The organism is Cryobacterium sp. M25 (genome assembly GCF_002929635.1).
GTDB lineage: Bacteria > Actinomycetota > Actinomycetes > Actinomycetales > Microbacteriaceae > Cryobacterium > Cryobacterium sandaracinum.
The window spans coordinates 1-18,269 of sequence record NZ_PJJU01000058.1 but is presented as its reverse complement, the minus strand read 5'-3'; the positions used below and the strand labels follow the sequence as shown (position 1 = coordinate 18,269).

Genomic DNA, 18,269 nt, shown 5'->3' with positions numbered 1-18,269 from the left:
ACGATGCATGAGAAGAGGAGAGACGCATCAGCGATCCCCGTACAAATGACCGTATCCGCGTCCCCGAAGTCCGTCTCGTTGGTCCTAACGGCGAGCAGGTAGGGGTCGTGGCCATCGATGTTGCGCTGCGCCTTGCACAGGAGGCCGATCTTGACCTCGTCGAGGTTGCACCGACCTCGAAGCCGCCCGTTGCCAAGATCATGGACTACGGCAAGTTCAAGTACGAGGCTGCGCAGAAGGCCAAGGAGGCCCGGCGCAACCAGGCGAACACGATCCTGAAAGAGGTTCGTTTCCGTCTCAAGATTGATAAGCACGACTACGAGACCAAGCGCAAGCGCGCCGAGGGCTTCCTGAAGGCCGGTGACAAGGTCAAGGCCATGATTCTGTTCCGTGGCCGCGAACAGTCCCGTCCCGACCAGGGCGTACGTCTGCTCCAAAAATTTGCCGAGGATGTCGCCGAGTTTGGTTCCGTGGAATCGAGCCCGACCATTGACGGTCGAAACATGGTCATGGTCGTTGGCCCGCTGAAGAACAAAGCGGAAGCCAAGGCCGAGATCAACGCACACAAGGCTGCCGATCGGGCAGAAAAGGTTGCCGACAAGGCTGACAAAGTTGCTGATAAGGCAGCGAAACTGGAGGAAAAAGATGCCTAAGATGAAGACCCACTCCGGGACGAAGAAACGCTTCAAGGTCACCGGTTCCGGCAAGATCATGAAGCAGCAGGCCGGCCTGCGCCACAACCTCGAGGTCAAGAGCACCCAGCGCAAGTCCCGCCTGAACCACGACCAGGTGCTGGCCAAGGCCGACACCAAGGTCATCAAGAAGCTTCTCGGTCGCTAGACCCGTACCCCGTAAGGAACTAAGAAAATGGCAAGAGTCAAGAGGGCCGTAAACGCCCATAAGAGCCGTCGCGTTATTCTCGAGCGCGCCAAGGGTTACCGCGGTCAGCGCTCGCGTCTGGTCACCAAGGCCAAGGAGCAGCTCACTCACTCCTTTACCTATAGCTACCGTGACCGTCGTGCACGCAAGGGTGACTTCCGTCGCCTATGGATCCAGCGGATCAACGCTGCGTCCCGCACGAACGGCCTGACCTACAACCGTCTGATCCAGGGTCTCGCCCTGGCCGGCATTCAGGTCGACCGTCGCATCCTGGCCGAGCTGGCCGTCAACGAGCCCGCCACGTTCGCGGCCATCGTCGAGAGCGCCAAGGCAGCACTGCCCGCCGACACGTCGGCACCCCGGGTCGCCGCGTAGCTGTCAGCCGGCACCAGCACTATCACGCACTCTCCACGGGAGCGGGCCCCGCGCCCGCTCCCGTTTTGCGTGCCCGGGGCCGGTTCGCCGGGTCACCGCGTGTGCCCCGAGCGGGAACACAGCCGCCCCGCCCCGGCAAGTAAGCTGGAGGCATGCTAGATAATCCCCGTTCTCCGCGCGTGCGGGCTGTCGCGAAACTGGCGAATCGAGCCGCTCGCTCCGAGGCGGGGCTGTTCCTCCTGGAAGGACCCCAGTCGGTCTCCGAGGCCCTCAACTTCCGGCCCGACCTTGTTGTGGAGCTCTTCGTGACCCCCACCGCCCTCGAGCGGCACCCCGAGATCGCCCAGGTCGCCCAAGAGGTGGGCGCCGAGCTCGAATTCGTCACCGAGCAGGTGCTCGAAACGATGGCCGACACGGTCACGCCGCAGGGTTTCATCGCGGTGTGCCGTCAGTTTCCCACCTCGGTCAAGGACATCTTCGCCAACGAGCCCAAGCTCATCGCCATCCTCGAAGAGGTGCGCGACCCCGGAAACGCCGGCACCATCATCCGTGCCGCGGATGCCGCCGGCGCCGACGCCGTGATCCTCACCGGCCGCAGCGTGGACCTGTACAACCCGAAGGTCGTGCGCTCCTCGACCGGCTCGATCTTCCACCTCCCCGTCGCCGTCAGCGCGACGCTCTCGGACGTGCGCGAACGGGCCCGGTTCGCCGGCCTGCAGATCTTCGCCGCCGACGTCAAGGGCACCGATTTGCTCGCTGCCCGCACCGAGGGGCTTCTGGTCGCTCCGACGGCGTGGCTGTTCGGCAACGAAGCCCGCGGACTGACCGACGAAGATCTCGCCGTGGTCGACCGGTCCATTTCTGTTCCCATCTACGGTCACGCCGAATCGATGAACCTGGCGACGGCCGCCAGTGTTTGCCTGTATGAAAGCGCGTTTGCTCAGCGCAGCTGATTATCACAGCTCGGTAACCACCGGCTTGGTGGTTCTGAGAAACCCTGTTCTAGCCTAGATTTGGGACATGGAGCCTACAGAATCTGCGCCGGCGACGTCCAACATCACGGTGTTGCGCGGTGAGCCTCTCGTCGTGATCAGCGACGTGGACAAGCACTACGGTGACCTTCACGTGCTGAAGAAGATCAACGCCGTGGTCAACCGCGGCGAGGTCGTGGTGGTGATCGGGCCGAGTGGCTCCGGCAAGTCCACCCTCTGCCGGGCCATCAACCGGCTTGAGACCATCGACGCGGGCGTCATCACGATCGACGGCGTCAAGCTGCCGGCCGAGGGCAAGGCGCTGGCCAAGCTGCGCGCGGACGTCGGAATGGTGTTCCAGGCGTTCAACCTCTTTGCCCACAAGACCGTCCTCGAGAACGTCACCCTCGGACCGATCAAGGTGCGCGGCCTGTCGAAGGCCGAGGCCGAGAAAAAGGCCATGGTCCTCCTCGAGCGCGTCGGCGTGGCCAACCAGGCCAAGAAGATGCCCGCCCAGCTCTCCGGTGGACAGCAGCAGCGGGTCGCGATCGCACGGGCCCTCGCCATGGACCCGAAGGTCATCCTGCTCGACGAGCCCACCAGTGCGCTCGACCCCGAGATGATCAACGAGGTGCTCGAGGTCATGATCAACCTGGCCAACGACGGCATGACCATGATCGTCGTCACGCATGAGATGGGCTTCGCCCGCCGCGCCGCCGACCGGGTCATCTTCATGGCCGAGGGCGAGATCGTCGAGGAGACCACGCCCGAACAGTTCTTCACCAACCCCCAGAGCTCGAGAGCGAAGGACTTCCTCTCCAAAATACTTGCCCACTAACCGGTGTGCAGGACGACACAGCAATCAGGAGATACCCATGAGACTCACTAAAGGTCTAATGATTTCGGCCATTGCCCTCGCGAGCGTTCTCACGTTGAGCGGATGTACCGATTCCGCCCAGACGCCCGAGGCCGCACCGGTCGAGGAAACGGTTGAGTTCGAAGCCGGCACCTCCATGGCCGCGTTGAACGAGGCCGGGGCGATCACCATCGGCACCAAGTTCGACCAGCCGCTGTTCGGCCTCAAGGGCCCGGACAACAACCCGGTCGGCTTCGACGTCGAGATCGGCAAGCTCATCGCCGCAAAACTCGGCATCTCCGCCGACAAGATCAAGTGGACCGAGACCGTCTCGGCCAACCGCGAGCCCTTCCTCCAGAACGGCCAGGTTGACCTTGTCGTCGCGACCTACACGATCAACGACACCCGCAAGGAGGTCGTCGACTTCGCCGGACCGTACTACCAGGCCGGCCAGGACCTGCTTGTGCTCGCCGGCAACCCCGACAAGATCACCGGCCCGGAAGACCTCGCCGGCAAGCCCGTCTGCACCGTAAGCGGCTCGACGTCGGAGAAGAACATCGCCGCGTACACCGACAACGTGATCGCGACCGACACCTACTCCAACTGCTTGGGCCCGCTCCGCAGCGGCGAGGTTGTCGCCGTGACCACGGACAACGTTATCCTGGCCGGCCTCGCCGACCAGAACGCCGGTGAGTTCGAGGTTGTCGACAACCCCTTCACCAAGGAGCCCTACGGCATCGGCGTGAAGAAGGACGACACCGAGTTCCGCACCTTCATCAACGATGTGCTCGATGAGGCGTACGAGGATGGCACGTGGGCCGAAGCCTGGGAAGCGACCGCCGGTACCGTGCTCGAGACCCCGACCCCGCCGGCAGTCGACCGGTACTAGTCGCCGAAAGCAGCACCTGCTGATCGGGGCGGCCGCGCCGCACGGGAGGCCGCCTCGACCAGCACCTTTTTCCCGGAACCCGCACGACCCAACCGCACGACATCCAGATAGTCACTACAGAAGAGGAGGTGAGTTGTGGACGCAGTCATCGAAAACCTGCCCCTGTTTCTGGAGGGCTTCAGAAATACGTTGGGCCTTCTGCTTCTGGCCGGCACGGGAGCGCTCGTGTTCGGCATCATCATCGCTGCCATGCGCATCTCGCCCGTCGCATCCCTGCGCGGATTCGCCACCGTCTACACCGAGATCGTGCGCAACACCCCGCTCACGCTGGTGCTGTTCTTCTGCGCCTACATCCTGCCCTACCTCCAGTTCAGCCCAGGCTACTTCGTGCTCGCCACGATCGGACTCACCGTCTACACCTCGCCGTTCGTCGCCGAAGCCCTGCGCTCGGGCGTCAACGGTGTGCACGTGGGTCAGGCCGAGGCCGCCCGCAGCGTGGGTCTGACCTTCACGCAGACCCTCTCGTTCGTCGTCATGCCCCAGGCGGTGCGCATGGTCATCCCGCCGCTCATCAATGTGTTCATCGCCTTGACGAAGAACACCTCGGTCGCCGGCGCCTTCTTCGTCTTCGAACTCTTCGGCGCCGCCCGTAAGATCACCAACGATCGCGGCGATGAGGTGCTCGCGATCTTGCTCGCCGTGGCAGTCTTCTACCTCCTGGTCACCATCTCGCTCGGCCTGATCGCCGGTCGGGTCGAGAAGAAGGTGGCGGTTCTCCGATGACTTCCGTGCTTTACGACGCTCCGGGCCCCAAGACCATCTTCCGTTCCCGGCTGTTCTCCGTGGTGGCCGGCCTCGTCATCGCCGCCGGCCTGGTCTGGCTGATCCTGGCGCTGGGTGCGCCCAAGACCAGCGCCAACGGCGCCGTTCAGCCGGGCCTCTGGGACGTCTCCCGGTGGGACGTCTTCGCCGACCGCGAGGTCTGGCGCACGCTGGGCCGCGGAGCGCTGAACACCCTCCGAATGGCCGGCGTCGCCGCCGCGTTCGCCCTGGTACTCGGTGTGCTGTTCTCCTTCGGGCGCGTCTCCGACACTAAATGGATTCGGATCCCGACCACGGTCGTGCTCGAATTCGTGCGCGGCATGCCCGTACTGCTGATGATGCTTTTCATCCTCCTCGTCTTCTCCACCGGCTCCTTCTGGGCCGGTGTCGCCGCCCTCTCCGTCTATAACGGCGCGATCATCGGCGAGGCGCTGCGGGCCGGCATCAAAAGCCTGCCTCGCGGCCAGCGCGAGGCTGGGCTGGCCATCGGGCTCACGCCCGTGGCAACCCGGTTCCGGATCGAGTTCCCGCAGGCGTTCCGGCAGATGCTGCCGATCATCATCGCGCAGCTCGTCGTGCTTCTCAAGGACACGTCCCTGGCGTTCGTGGTCGGCTACGAGGAGCTCCTCCGCAGCGGGCTGTACAACCTGACGAACTTTTTCGGCAGCCGGTACTCCTTCTCCTTCTTCCTCGTCGTGCTCGCGATCTACCTGACGATGAACCTACTGCTCTCCTGGCTGGCCCGCGTCATCGCCCGCCGCACCGGCTCCAAGTCCGGCGGCGTCACCACGGACACGAAGGCGCCGCCTGAGAAGCCCCTCGATCCCGAGGTGGTCTACCCCGCTGCGCTCGGCAACCAGATGGGCGCCCGGGGTCTTTAGCGGCACTAAACTTGTGCCTTGTGTCTGACCCCACTGAGATCTCTGAACCAGTCGTGAGCGCGGCCGTCGACGCCGCACTCGCCGCCATTGACGCCGCGAACGACTCCGCGGCCCTGAAAACCGTGCGCACCGAGCACACCGGCGAGGCCTCCCCGCTGGCCCGGCTCAACGCGCTGATGCGCGGCGTGCCGGGCAACCAGAAGGCCGCCGCCGGCAAGCTCCTCGGCCAGGCCCGAGGTGCCGTCGCCCAGGCGTTCGCCGCCCGCGAGGCCGCGATCACCGAGGCTGAGGCAACCGCTCAGCTCGCGGCCGAAACGGTCGACGTGACCGCGGCGGCCTTCACCTGGAAGCCCGGAGCGCGGCATCCGCTCACCCTGTTGCAGGAGCGCGTCGCGGATGTCTTCGTCGGCATGGGCTGGGAGGTCGCCGAGGGCCCCGAGCTCGAGAGCGAGTGGTTCAACTTCGACGCCCTCAATTTCGACGAGGACCACCCGGCCCGTGCCATGCAGGACACGTTCTTCATCGACCCACCCGAGGCACACCTGGTACTGCGCACCCACACCTCGCCGGTACAGCTGCGTGCCCTGTTGTCGCGCGAACTTCCCGTTTACGTCGTCGCGCCCGGCCGGGTGTTCCGCACCGACGAACTTGACGCCACGCACACGCCCGTGTTCCACCAGATCGAGGGCATCGCCGTCGACAAGGGCCTGACCATGGCGCACCTGCGCGGCACCCTCGACCACTTCGTGCAGGCCATGTTCGGCCCCGAGGCGAAGGTGCGCCTGCGCCCCAACTACTTCCCGTTCACCGAGCCGAGCGCCGAACTCGACCTGTGGCACCCGACCTTCAAGGACGGCGCCCGCTGGATCGAGTGGGGCGGCTGCGGCATGGTCAACGCCAATGTGTTGCGTTCCGCCGGGATCGACCCGGAGGTCTACTCCGGATTCGCGTTCGGCGTCGGCGTCGAACGGGCATTGATGTTCCGAAATGATGTGAAGGATATGCACGACATGGTCGAAGGCGACGTCCGGTTCAGCCAGCAGTACGGGATGACCGTCTGATGCGCGTACCGCTGAGCTGGCTGGCTGAGTTCGTCGACCTGGCCCCGGGCACCACGCCCGAGGACGTGCACGCCGCCCTGGTGAGCGTGGGCCTCGAAGAGGAGGAGATCCACCGCTTCGAGCTGACCGGGCCGATCGTGGTCGGCCAGGTGCTCGAGTTCGTCGGCGAGGAGCAGACCAACGGCAAGACCATCAACTGGTGCCAGGTGCGCGTCGCCGCTGACGGCGAGCTCGCGGCCGACGGCGGCCCGGCCGTGCACGGCATTGTCTGCGGCGCCCACAACTTCGTCGTCGGCGACAAGGTCGTCGTGACCCTGCCCGGCGCCGTGCTGCCAGGTCCGGTCCCGATCGCGCCCCGCAAGACCTACGGCCACGTGTCCGACGGCATGATCGCCTCGGCCCGCGAACTCGGCCTCGGCGACGAGCACGACGGCATCCTGGTGCTCGGCAGCCTCGGCCTCGACCCCGAGATCGGCACGGATGCGATCAGCCTGCTGGGCCTGGACGACACCGCCGTCGAGATCAACGTCACGCCCGACCGGGGCTACGCCTTCTCGATCCGTGGCGTCGCTCGCGAGTACGCGCACGCCACCGGGGCTGCCTTCCGCGACCCGGCGCTCTCCGTCACCGCGGACGCGTCCACGGTCGCCTTCCCGGTCACCATCGCCGATCAGGCCCCGATCCGCGGTCGCGTCGGCGCGAGCGTGTTCGTCACCCGCGCGGTGCGCTTCGTGGACCCCACCCGACCGTCTCCGGCGTGGCTGATCGCCCGCCTGAAGCTGGCCGGCATCCGTTCGATCTCGCTGATCGTCGACGTCACCAACTACGTGATGATCGAGCTCGGCCAGCCGATCCACGGCTACGACCTTGACAAGCTGGCCGGCGGTATCACCGTGCGTCGCGCAGAACCGGGCGAGAAGCTCGTCACCCTCGACGACGTCACCCGCATCCTCAACGCCGAAGACTTGCTGATCACCGACGAGTCCGGACCGATCGGTCTGGCCGGCGTAATGGGCGGTCAGAGCACCGAGATCGGTTCCGCGACCACGAATGTGCTGATCGAGGCCGCGAACTTCGACCCGGTATCGATCGCGCGCACGGCCCGCCGGCACAAGCTTCCCAGCGAGGCATCCCGCAGGTTCGAGCGCGGGGTGGACCCGGCCGTGGCCGCGGTCGCCGCCGCCCGCGTCGTTCAGTTGCTGGTCGAGCTCTCCGGGGGAGAAGCCGACGGCCTCGGCTCCCTGCACGACGCCACGCCCGACGCCGAGCCGATCTTCCTGCCGACCGGCTTCATCTCCGGCCTGATCGGACTCGACTACACCCGCGAGGAGGTGCGCACCTCGCTGGCCGAGATCGGCGCCTCGATCGAGGAGACCGAGATCGGGATGAACGTCACCGCCCCGAGCTGGCGCCCCGACCTGACGGACAAGTGGACCCTGGCCGAGGAAGTCGCCCGCATCGTCGGTTACGACCGCATCCCCTCGGTGCTGCCCGTCGCCCCGCCCGGGCGCGGCCTCACCCACGCGCAGACCCTGCGCCGCCAGGTGGCGCAGACCCTGGCGGCCACCGGCCACACCGAGGTGCTCGCGTACCCGTTCGTGGCGGAGAAGTCGAACAACCTGTTCGGGCTGCCCATCGGCCCTGCTGTTCCGCAGATCCGGGTTGCCAACCCGCTCGACGGAGAGGCGCCGTTCCTGCGCACGTCGATCCTGCCCGGGCTGCTGCAGATCGCACACCGCAACCGCTCGCGGGGCCTCACCGACCTGGCCGTCTTCGAACTGGGCCTGGTGTTCCGGCCGGTGGCGGGCATCCGTTACGGCGGCTCCGTCGTGCCGCCTGGCGCGGTGCGCCCGAGCGCGCAGCTGGAGGCCGAGCTCAACGCGGGCATCCCGCCGCAGCCTCTGTCGGTGGCGGTCGTGCTGACCGGCTCCGTCGTGCGGCACCAGCCGGGGCAGCCCGCCGTGGCCGCAAGCTGGCAGCACGCCCTCGCCGCGGTGCAGCAGGTCGCGCTGGCCGCCGGCGTTCCGATCACGGTTCGCCAGGGTTCGCACCAGGCCATGCACCCCGGCCGCACCGCCGAGCTGTTCGTGACGACGGATGCCGGCACGACCTCGGTCGGCTACGCCGGCGAACTGCTGCCCAGCATCGCCCGCGACGCGGACCTGCCCGCGGTCGTCGCGGTTGCCGAGATCGACCTGACCGCCGTGTTCGCGGAGGCCGGCGCCGAGTTGCGCGCCACACCGATCGCCACGATGCCGGCCGCCACACAGGACCTGTCCCTCGTGGTCGACGCCGGCGTGCCGGCCGGCGACGTGCTCCGCACGCTGCTCGAGGGCTGCGGGCCGCTGCTCGACCACGCCGAACTCGTCGACGATTACCGCGGCACGGGCGTGCCGTCCGGGCGCAAGTCACTGACGTTCGCGCTGCGGTTCCGGGCGCCCGAGCGCACCCTCACCGCCGCGGAGGCCAGCGACGCCAAACTCGCCGGCGTCGCGGTGGCCGCCGTTCGCTTCGGGGCCACTCTCCGCGAGTAGCGCGAGTAGCGCGAGCAGCGCGAGTAGCGCGAGTGGCGCGGGCTGGCGCCCGCTCCGCGCGCCGAGTGTCGCCCGTTTTGCCGAGAGTCACCGCCCGGGCGGCGATTATCGGCGCGAACGGCGATTCTCGGCGCGCGGGGCGGCGCGCTAGGTTGGGAACATGTCTTTTTCGGTGGCGGTGGCAGGTGCGAGTGGCTACGCGGGCGGTGAATTGTTGCGTCTGTTGGCCGGGCACCCCGACTTCGAGGTGCGCACGGTTACGGCGCACAGCACTGCCGGGCAGCGTCTGATCGACGCGCAGCCGCACCTGCGCTCGCTCGCGCACCTCACCCTGGTCGACACGACGCCCGAAACCCTCGCCGGGCACGATGTGGTGTTCCTCGCCCTGCCCCACGGGGCATCCGGTGCCCTCACCGCGCACCTTTCCGCCGACACGCTCGTCGTGGACTGCGGTGCCGACCATCGGCTCGAAAGTGAGAGCGACTGGGCGGCGTTCTACGGGGGCGACTACTTCGGCGCCTGGACCTACGGCGTGCCCGAACTCCCGGTGGTCGGCGGCACGCAGCGCTCCCGGTTGGCCGGCTCCCGCCGCGTCGCCGCCCCCGGCTGCAACGCGAGCACGGTGGCGTTGGCGCTGGCGCCGGGCATCCGTGCCGGGGTGATCGAGCCCGAAGACTTGGCCGCGGTGCTCGCGGTCGGACCCTCCGGCGCCGGCAAGAGCCTGACGCTGCAGAACCTCGCAAGCGAGATCCTCGGCTCCGCGAACCCCTACGCGGTCGGCGGCGTGCACCGCCACATCCCCGAAATCCAGCAGAGCCTGCGCTGGGCAGGGGCCTCGAACCCGACCATCTCATTCACCACGGTGATCGTGCCGATGTCGCGGGGCATCCTCTGCACCGCGACGGCCCGTCTCGTGCCCGGTACATCCGGCGCCGCGGTGCGCGCCGCCTGGGAGGCGACCTACGCCGACGAACCGTTCGTGCATGTGCTGCCGGAGGGCCGATTCCCGCGCACTGGCGACGTGCTCGGCGCCAACACCGCGCTGATCGGCCTCGCCGTCGACGAGGCCGTGGGCCGCGTCGTGACGATCACCGCCGTCGACAATCTCACCAAGGGCACCGCCGGTGCCGCCATCCAGTCCGCCAACCTGGCGTTGGGACTGCCCGAAACCACGGGCCTGAGCACGAATGGAGTTGCCCCATGAGTGTCACCGCCCCCGCCGGGTTCGCCGCCGCCGGAGTCACCGCCGGCCTGAAACAGTCCGGCGGGCTCGACCTCGCCGTCGTGCAGAACCTCGGCCCGCTCACCAGCGCGGCCAGCGTTTTCACCAGCAACCGGTGCAAGGCGAACCCGGTGCTCTGGAGCGAGCAGGTCATGAAGGGCGGCCGAGTCAAGGCCATCGTGCTCAACTCGGGCGGCGCGAACTGCTACACCGGCAGCATCGGCTTCCAGACCACGCACGCCACCGCCGAGGCCATCGCCGACCGCTTGGAGATCTCCGCCGGCGAGGTGCTGGTCTGTTCCACCGGCCTGATCGGCGAACAGCTCGACCTGGGCAAGATCACCGCCGGCGTGTGGGACGCGACCCTCGCGCTGCAGGGTGAGAAGGCCACCTCCGACGCCGCCGGCCTGGCCGCGGCGCAGGCGATCATGACCACCGACACCACACCCAAGCAGACCATGCTCGTTTCCGACACCGGCTGGACCATCGGCGGCATGGCCAAGGGCGCGGGCATGCTCGCGCCTGGCCTGGCCACCATGCTCGTGGTGCTGACCACCGATGCCGTGCTCGACTCCGAGCAGCTGGACGTGGCCCTCCGCCAGGCCACCCGGGTCACGTTCGACCGCCTCGACTCCGACGGCTGCATGTCCACCAACGACACGGTCACCCTCCTCGGCTCCGGGGCGAGCGGGGTCACCGCCGACCTGGCCGAATTCACGGATGCCCTCATCGCCATCTGCCAGGACCTCACCCTGCAGCTGCAGGCCGACGCCGAGGGGTCTGCCCACGACGTCGCCATCACGGTGCGGCACGCCGGCACCGAGGCCGACGCCGTCACGGTCGCCCGCGCGGTCTCCCGCAGCAACCTGTTCAAGACCGCGATCTTCGGCAACGACCCGAACTGGGGCCGCGTGCTCGCGGCGGTCGGTACGACGGATGCCGCCTTCGACCCCTACGGCATCGACGTCGCCATCAACGGCGTGCAGGTCTGCACCGCGGGGGAACCCGACCAGCCGCGCGAGCTCGTCGACCTGACCCCCCGCTCGGTCTCCGTGCTGATCGACCTGCACGAGGGCGACGAGACGGCCACCATCTGGACCAACGACCTCACCCACGCCTACGTCGAAGAGAACAGCGCGTACTCGAGTTGAACCCGGTCCACGAAACCCCCGGCGACGAGACGACCCCAGGCGACGAGACGAACAGCCGGGCGGAGGCAGCCGTCAAGGCCGCCACGCTGATTGAGTCGCTGCCCTGGCTCAAGCGGTTCCACGACCAGATCATCGTGGTCAAGTTCGGCGGCAACGCCATGGTCAGCGAGGAACTGCAGCGCGCGTTCGCCGAAGACATGGTGTACCTGCGTTATGCCGGCATCCGCCCCGTCGTCGTGCACGGCGGCGGCCCGCAGATCTCCGCGATGCTCGACCGCCTCGGCATCGCGAGCGAGTTCCGCGGCGGCTACCGGGTGACCACGCCCGAGGCGATGGACGTCGTGCGGATGGTGCTCACCGGCCAGATCAACCGCGAGCTGGTCAGCCGCATCAACCAGCACGGCCCACTGTCGGCCGGGCTGTCCGGCGAGGACGCCGGGCTGTTCCAGGGCCGTCGCCGCGGCACCGTCATCGACGGCCTCGGGGTTGACCTCGGCCTCGTCGGCGACGTGATCGGCGTCGACCCCGAGGCCGTGCTCGCCCAGCTCGCCGTCGGCCGCATACCGGTCGTCTCCTCGATCGCACCCGACACGGATGTCCCGGGCCAGTCCCTGAACATCAACGCCGACGCCGCCGCCGCGGCCCTCGCGGTCGCGCTCGGCGCCGCCAAACTGGTCATCCTGACCGATGTCGCGGGGCTGTACAGCGACTGGCCCAACCGTGACTCGCTGGTGTCGGTCATCGACGTGGACTCGCTTCGCTCCCTGCTGCCGGGCCTCGAGTCGGGAATGATCCCCAAGATGACGGCCTGCCTCGACGCGGTCGAGGGTGGCGTCGCGAAGGCGGCCATCATCGACGGCCGGGTACCACACTCGATCCTGCTCGAGGTCTTCACCGGCAGCGGGATCGGAACCGAAGTGGTCCCGGCATGAGCAATACGCACCCAGAATCAAGCACTGCACAGATGGCCGACTCCGGAACCCCCGACTGGCGCGAGCGTTTCAGCGCCGCCATGATGCACACGATCGCACCGCCGCTGGCGATGCTCGTGCGCGGGAAGGGGTGCTACGTCTGGGACGACGAGGGCACGAAGTACCTCGACTTCCTCGCCGGAATCGCCGTGAACTCGCTCGGCCACGCGCATCCGGCTCTCGTCGCCGCGGTCACCGACCAGGTCGGCCGGCTTGCCCACGTCTCGAACTACTTCGCGTCGCCACCGCAGCTGGAACTGGCCGAACGGCTCAAGCGCCTCACCGGTGCGGGACAGGCCGGCCGGGTCTACTTCTGCAATTCCGGCGCCGAGGCCAACGAAGCCGCATTCAAGCTGGCCCGGCTGAACACCGGCGGTGGCAACCGAACCCGCATCCTCTCCCTGCACGACTCGTTCCACGGCCGCACGATGGGGGCGCTCGCCCTCTCCGGCAAGCCGGCCATGCGCGAGCCGTTCCTGCCCGTCCCCGAGGGGGTCGAGCACATCCACGCCACGCTCGAGGGGCTGGATGCCGCGATCGACGAGACCGTCGCCGCCCTCTTCCTCGAGCCCGTGCAGGGCGAGGCCGGGGTGGTCGACCTGCCCGCAGGGTTCCTGCGCCGCGCCCGCGAACTGTGCACCCGAAACGGCGTGCTGCTCATCCTCGACGAGGTGCAGACCGGCGCCGGCCGCACCGGCGAGTGGTTCGCCTACCAGCACGACGGTATCCAGCCGGATGCGCTCACGCTGGCGAAGGGGATCGGCGGCGGCCTGCCCATCGGCGCCCTCGTCACCTTCGGGGCGGCGTCGGAGCTGTTCCAGCGCGGCCAGCACGGCTCGACCTATGCCGGCAACCCGCTCGTCACGGCCGCCGCCAACGCCGTGCTCGGCGCCATCGAGGCCGACGGCCTGGTCGCCAACGCCGCGCGGCGCGGCGAGCAGCTGCGGGAAATCCTCGCCGGGTTCGGCTCCCCCCTCATCGGCGAGGTGCGCGGCCGCGGGCTCCTACTCGGTGTCGGGCTGACCGAACCGGTCGCCACCCGCCTGGCGGCCGCGGCCCAGAGCAACGGCTTGATCGTGAACGCCGCAAACGAGTCCACCATCCGTCTGGCCCCGCCCCTCATCGTCGGCGACGACGAACTGGCCGATTTCGAGTGCCGATTCGGGCTCGCTCTGGCCAGCCTCTAGAGTTGAACGATCTATTCCCCAGAAGCGAAAGTGACGCCGTGACCCGCCATTTCCTGCGCGACGACGACATCTCACCGGACGAACAGGCCGAGATCCTCGACCTTGCCCTGGAACTCAAGCGTGACCGATTCGCGGTCAAACCTCTGGCCGGCCCGCAGACCGTGGCTGTCATCTTCGACAAGTCATCGACCCGCACCCGGGTCTCCTTCGCCGTGGGGATCGCCGACCTCGGCGGCAGCCCGTTGATCATCAGCACCGCGAACAGCCAGCTCGGTGGCAAGGAAACCGCTTCCGACACGGCCCGCGTGCTCGAACGCCAGGTGGCCGCGATCGTCTGGCGCACCTACGGCCAGGCCGGACTCGAGGAGATGGCCCTCGGCACCACGGTGCCCGTCGTCAATGCGCTGTCGGACGACTTCCACCCCTGCCAGTTGCTCGCCGACCTGCTCACCATCCGTGAGCACCGCGGCGACCTGGCCGGTCAGACCCTCGCGTTCCTCGGCGACGGCGCCTGCAACATGGGCCAGTCCTACCTGCTCGCCGGCGCGACCGCGGGCATGCACGTGCGCATCGCCTCCCCGGTCGGGTACACGCCCACCGACGAGGTCGTCGCGGATGCCGCGGCGATCGCCCTGCGCACCGGCGGCTCCGTGGAGCTCTTCACCGACCCGGTCGCGGCTGTCACCGGCGTCGACGTGGTCGTCACCGACACCTGGGTGTCGATGGGCAAGGAAGAGGAGAAGGCCACCCGCCTGGGCGACCTCGGTCGCTACCGTGTGGACGCCGCCCTGATGGCCCTCGCCAAGCCCGACGCGCACTTCCTGCACTGTCTGCCGGCTGATCGCGGTTACGAGGTGACCGCCGACGTCATCGACGGCGTGCAGAGCATCATCTGGGACGAGGCCGAAAACCGCCTGCATGCCCAGAAGGCGCTGCTCGTCTGGCTGCTCACCCAGAACAGCGCCTGAACGCCCCGGCGGGCGTCACAGCGTGACCGTAAACTTGAACAGATCGAATTTTTTAGGGAGAACCATGGCTGAACGCGTTGTGCTGGCATATTCGGGCGGTCTCGATACCTCGGTTGGCATCGGCTGGCTGAAGGATGCGACCGGCAAAGAGGTCGTGGCCCTCGCCATCGACGTGGGACAGAGCGGCGAGGATATGGACGTCATCCGCCAGCGCGCCCTGGACTGCGGCGCCGTCGAGTCCATCGTCGTCGACGCGAAGGACGAGTTCGCCAGCGACTACGTCGTGCCGGCCCTCAAGGCCAACGCGCTCTACCAGAAGCGTTATCCGCTCGTCTCCGCGCTCAGCCGCCCGCTGATCGCCAAGTACCTCGCCTCCACGGCCAAGGAGCTCGGAGCGAACAGCGTCGCGCACGGCTGCACCGGCAAGGGCAACGACCAGGTGCGCTTCGAGGCCGCCGTCGCCGCCCTCGCGCCCGAGCTCACCTCGCTCGCCCCGGTGCGCGATTTCGCCCTCACCCGGGACAAAGCCATCGAATACGCGGCGCTGCACAACCTGCCCATCGCACAGTCGAAGAAGAGCCCCTACTCGATCGACCAGAACGTCTACGGCCGTGCGGTCGAAACCGGCTTCCTCGAAGACCCGTGGAACGCCCCGATCGAAGACCTCTACACGTACACGCAGGACCCGGCCGTGACTCGCGAGCCCACCGAGGTCGTCATCAGCTTCGACCAGGGTGTTCCCGTCGCGATCGACGGCGTCGCCGTCACCCCGCTTCAGGCCATCGAAATGATGAACCTGCTCGCCGGCAACCAGGGCGTCGGACGGATCGACATCGTCGAGGACCGCCTCGTCGGCATCAAGAGCCGCGAGGTCTATGAGGCCCCCGCCGGCATCGCCCTGATCGCCGCGCACGAAGAGCTCGAGAATATGACCGTGGAACGTGACCTGGCCCGCTACAAGCGCACGGTCGAGTCCAAGTGGGCCGAACTCGTCTACGACGGCCTCTGGTTCTCCGGCCTGAAACGCGCACTCGACGTGTTCATCGACGAGACGCAGAAGCACGTGACCGGCGACATCCGTCTGAAGATGCATGCCGGCACCGCCGTCGTCACCGGCCGCAAGTCCACTCGGAGCCTCTACGACTTCAACCTCGCCACCTACGACACCGGGGACACCTTCGACCAGTCCATGGCCAAGGGTTTCATCGAGCTGTGGTCGCTGCCGAGCAAGATCTCGGCCCGCCGCGACCTCGCCGGCAAGTAGGGCTGACGTGGCTGGCGACACGGACACGCACGAGAACCGCGCGGGCAAGGCGGGCGCCCTCTGGGGTGGCCGCTTCGCCGGGGGACCATCGCCGGAACTGGCGAAGCTGAGCAAGTCGACCCAGTTCGACTGGCCGCTGGCTCCCTACGACATCCGTGGTTCCCAGGCCCACGCGCGGGCCCTGGCCGCGGCCGGTTACCTGACCGCCCCGGAACTCGTCGCCATGATCGCCGGCCTCGACACGCTGATGCAGGCCGTGGTCGACGAGAGCTTCCTGCCCGCGGAATCCGACGAGGATGTGCATTCGGCCCTGGAACGCGGCCTGATCGACATCGTCGGCGTCGAACTGGGCGGCAAGCTGCGCGCCGGCCGCAGCCGCAACGACCAGGTCGCCACCCTGGTGCGGATGCTGCTGCGCGACAAGGCGAAGGGCATCTCCGCCCACGTCATCGACCTGATCGACGCCCTGGCGTCGCAAGCCGAGGCGAACGACGATGCCATCATGCCGGGCCGCACGCATCTGCAGCACGCCCAGCCGGTGCTGCTCGCCCACCACCTGTTCGCGCACTGCTGGCCGCTCGTGCGCGACCTCGAGCGGTTCACCGACTGGAACACGCGCGCCGACTACTCGCCCTATGGGTCGGGTGCCCTGGCCGGCAACACGCTCGGCCTCGACGCCAACCTGGTGGCGGCCGACCTCGGCTTCAGCGCCGTGGTCGAGAACTCGATCGACGGCACCGCGAGCCGCGACCTGGTCGCCGAGTTCGCGTACATCACCGCCCAGATCGGTATCGACCTGTCCCGTCTGGCCGAGGAGATCATCCTCTGGAACACCCGCGAGTTCGGTTTCGTCACCCTCGACGACTCCTACTCCACCGGGTCGTCGATCATGCCGCAGAAAAAGAACCCGGACATCGCCGAGCTGGCCCGCGGCAAGTCGGGGCGCCTGATCGGCAACCTGACCGGTCTGCTGACCACTCTCAAGGGGTTGCCGCTCGCCTACAACCGCGACCTGCAGGAAGACAAGGAGCCCGTCTTCGACTCGATCGAGACGCTCGAGGTGCTCCTGCCGGCCTTCAGCGGAATGATCGCGACCCTGACCTTTCACACCGAACGGATGGCCGAGCTCGCCCCCCAGGGATTCTCCCTGGCCACCGACGTCGCCGAGTGGCTCGTCAAGCAGCAGGTCACGTTCCGGGACGCGCACGAAATCACCGGTTCGCTGGTGAAGTTCGCGGAGCGAAACGGGCTCGACCTGCACGAGGTGGACGACGCCGCGCTGCTCGCGCTGTCGCCGCACCTCACGCCGGACGTGCGCGAGGTACTCACCATCACCGGTTCGGTGTCCCGCCGCGACGGCCAGGGCGGGACCGCCCCGGTGCGCGTGGCCGAGCAGCGCGCGGCGCTCGTCACCCGGGTGCGCGCGCTGACGGCTGCGCTCGGCATGTGACACTCGTCGACGGCATTCTGGCGCGACCGGCGGTTGAGGTCGCGCCACAGTTGCTGGGCGCGCTGCTCGACCGCGCCGGGGTGCGGCTGCGCATCACCGAGGTGGAGGCTTACCTCGGGCCAGGGCTCGACCCCGGCTCGCACGCCTTCCGTGGCCAGACCCGGCGGAACGCGTCGATGTTCGGCCCGAGCGGCCACGTCTACGCGTACTTCAGCTACGGCATGCACGTCTGTGCGAACATCGTCTGCTCGCCGGGCGGCGAGGCGTCCGCCGTGCTGCTGCGCGCCGGCGAGATCGTCGACGGTGTCGCCGAGGCACGGATGCGCCGCCCCACCTCACGCAGCGACCGCGACCTGGCGCGCGGCCCGGCCCGGCTCACGCTGGCGCTCGGCATCGGGCTGGGAGACGACGGTGCGGACCTCGGTGAGGCGCCGTTCACGCTGACCCTGCCTCCCGAACCGGTCGCTTTCCGCAGCGGACCCCGCACCGGAGTGGGCGGCGCCGGCGGGAGAGCGGAGTATCCGTGGCGATTCTGGATCCCGGGCGACGCGTCGGTGTCGCCGTACCGGCGACATCCGAAGCTGGGCGCTGAGCCCGACTCTCGCTAGGCGCGCGTCGTCGACAGGCTCGCGCCGTGACCGGGACCCGCGCTGGGGCATCCGGCGTCACGCAATTACGGAGATTTTCGGGAAACGCGGGCTTCGGTGGCTGGGGTGACCCGGTCTTTTCGGACGGGGTCCTTGGTTTCATTTTAGGCGGCGAGTGTGAGTTTGATGAGGCGTTCGGTG

At 68.0% G+C, this 18,269-nt stretch carries 18 protein-coding genes; all 18 read left to right on the top strand.

All coding sequences use genetic code 11. The features are described 5' to 3' along the window. Window positions 1-26: 26 nt before the first annotated feature. Complete coding sequence (infC, locus tag CXY81_RS14455; protein ID WP_104101226.1) at window positions 27-653, top strand: translation initiation factor IF-3; 627 nt, start codon at window positions 27-29, stop codon at window positions 651-653. Continuing rightward, window positions 646-840: a 50S ribosomal protein L35 gene (rpmI, locus tag CXY81_RS14450; RefSeq protein ID WP_104101228.1), complete on the top strand. Its 195-nt coding sequence runs from the start codon at window positions 646-648 to the stop codon at window positions 838-840. The genes infC and rpmI overlap by 8 nt, the downstream gene beginning before the upstream one ends. 27 nt (window positions 841-867) lie before the next feature. After that, a complete protein-coding gene (gene rplT, locus CXY81_RS14445) occupies window positions 868-1,254 on the top strand; it encodes a 50S ribosomal protein L20 (RefSeq protein ID WP_104195268.1) in 387 nt (128 codons plus the stop codon). Between the two features lie 152 nt (window positions 1,255-1,406). Then, window positions 1,407-2,207 carry an RNA methyltransferase gene (locus tag CXY81_RS14440; protein ID WP_104170095.1) on the top strand — a complete coding sequence of 267 codons (801 nt, stop codon included), beginning with the start codon at window positions 1,407-1,409 and terminating at the stop codon, window positions 2,205-2,207. A 67-nt stretch (window positions 2,208-2,274) separates the two neighbouring features. After that, window positions 2,275-3,063 (top strand): amino acid ABC transporter ATP-binding protein, encoded by a 789-nt coding sequence (locus tag CXY81_RS14435; RefSeq protein ID WP_104101236.1) that lies wholly within the window; start codon window positions 2,275-2,277, stop codon window positions 3,061-3,063. Between the two features lie 37 nt (window positions 3,064-3,100). Then, window positions 3,101-3,970, top strand: a complete 870-nt coding sequence (locus tag CXY81_RS14430) for a glutamate ABC transporter substrate-binding protein (RefSeq protein ID WP_104170094.1) — start codon at window positions 3,101-3,103, stop codon at window positions 3,968-3,970. Window positions 3,971-4,105: 135 nt separating this feature from the next. Then, entirely contained in the window at window positions 4,106-4,753 is a 648-nt protein-coding gene (locus CXY81_RS14425; RefSeq protein WP_104170093.1) for an amino acid ABC transporter permease, read from the top strand. Further along, window positions 4,750-5,673 (top strand): amino acid ABC transporter permease, encoded by a 924-nt coding sequence (locus CXY81_RS14420; RefSeq protein WP_104170092.1) that lies wholly within the window; start codon window positions 4,750-4,752, stop codon window positions 5,671-5,673. Before CXY81_RS14425 ends, CXY81_RS14420 begins: the two co-directional genes overlap by 4 nt. Before the next feature lie 20 nt (window positions 5,674-5,693). Continuing rightward, window positions 5,694-6,734, top strand: a complete 1,041-nt coding sequence (gene pheS / locus CXY81_RS14415) for a phenylalanine--tRNA ligase subunit alpha (RefSeq protein WP_104195267.1) — start codon at window positions 5,694-5,696, stop codon at window positions 6,732-6,734. Then, entirely contained in the window at window positions 6,734-9,268 is a 2,535-nt protein-coding gene (gene pheT, locus CXY81_RS14410; protein WP_104195266.1) for a phenylalanine--tRNA ligase subunit beta, read from the top strand. Before pheS ends, pheT begins: the two co-directional genes overlap by 1 nt. 160 nt (window positions 9,269-9,428) lie before the next feature. Next, window positions 9,429-10,472, top strand: coding sequence for an N-acetyl-gamma-glutamyl-phosphate reductase (gene argC / locus CXY81_RS14405; protein WP_104170089.1), 1,044 nt, complete (start codon window positions 9,429-9,431; stop codon window positions 10,470-10,472). Next, the gene (argJ, locus tag CXY81_RS14400; RefSeq protein WP_104170088.1) at window positions 10,469-11,641 is read left to right on the top strand and encodes a bifunctional glutamate N-acetyltransferase/amino-acid acetyltransferase ArgJ; all 1,173 of its coding nucleotides are present in this window, start codon (window positions 10,469-10,471) and stop codon (window positions 11,639-11,641) included. Before argC ends, argJ begins: the two co-directional genes overlap by 4 nt. Continuing rightward, window positions 11,638-12,573 carry an acetylglutamate kinase gene (argB, locus tag CXY81_RS14395; RefSeq protein ID WP_104195265.1) on the top strand — a complete coding sequence of 312 codons (936 nt, stop codon included), beginning with the start codon at window positions 11,638-11,640 and terminating at the stop codon, window positions 12,571-12,573. Before argJ ends, argB begins: the two co-directional genes overlap by 4 nt. 32 nt (window positions 12,574-12,605) lie before the next feature. Further along, window positions 12,606-13,799 (top strand): acetylornithine transaminase, encoded by a 1,194-nt coding sequence (locus tag CXY81_RS14390; RefSeq protein ID WP_104170086.1) that lies wholly within the window; start codon window positions 12,606-12,608, stop codon window positions 13,797-13,799. Between the two features lie 38 nt (window positions 13,800-13,837). Continuing rightward, window positions 13,838-14,767 carry an ornithine carbamoyltransferase gene (argF, locus tag CXY81_RS14385; RefSeq protein WP_104195264.1) on the top strand — a complete coding sequence of 310 codons (930 nt, stop codon included), beginning with the start codon at window positions 13,838-13,840 and terminating at the stop codon, window positions 14,765-14,767. Between the two features lie 64 nt (window positions 14,768-14,831). Beyond that, on the top strand, window positions 14,832-16,031 hold the full coding sequence (locus CXY81_RS14380) for an argininosuccinate synthase (RefSeq protein ID WP_104170084.1): 1,200 nt from the start codon (window positions 14,832-14,834) through the stop codon (window positions 16,029-16,031). Between the two features lie 7 nt (window positions 16,032-16,038). Continuing rightward, window positions 16,039-17,481 (top strand): argininosuccinate lyase, encoded by a 1,443-nt coding sequence (gene argH / locus CXY81_RS14375; RefSeq protein ID WP_104195263.1) that lies wholly within the window; start codon window positions 16,039-16,041, stop codon window positions 17,479-17,481. Then, window positions 17,478-18,089, top strand: a complete 612-nt coding sequence (locus tag CXY81_RS14370) for a DNA-3-methyladenine glycosylase (RefSeq protein WP_104195262.1) — start codon at window positions 17,478-17,480, stop codon at window positions 18,087-18,089. The genes argH and CXY81_RS14370 overlap by 4 nt, the downstream gene beginning before the upstream one ends. Window positions 18,090-18,269 lie beyond the last annotated feature (180 nt).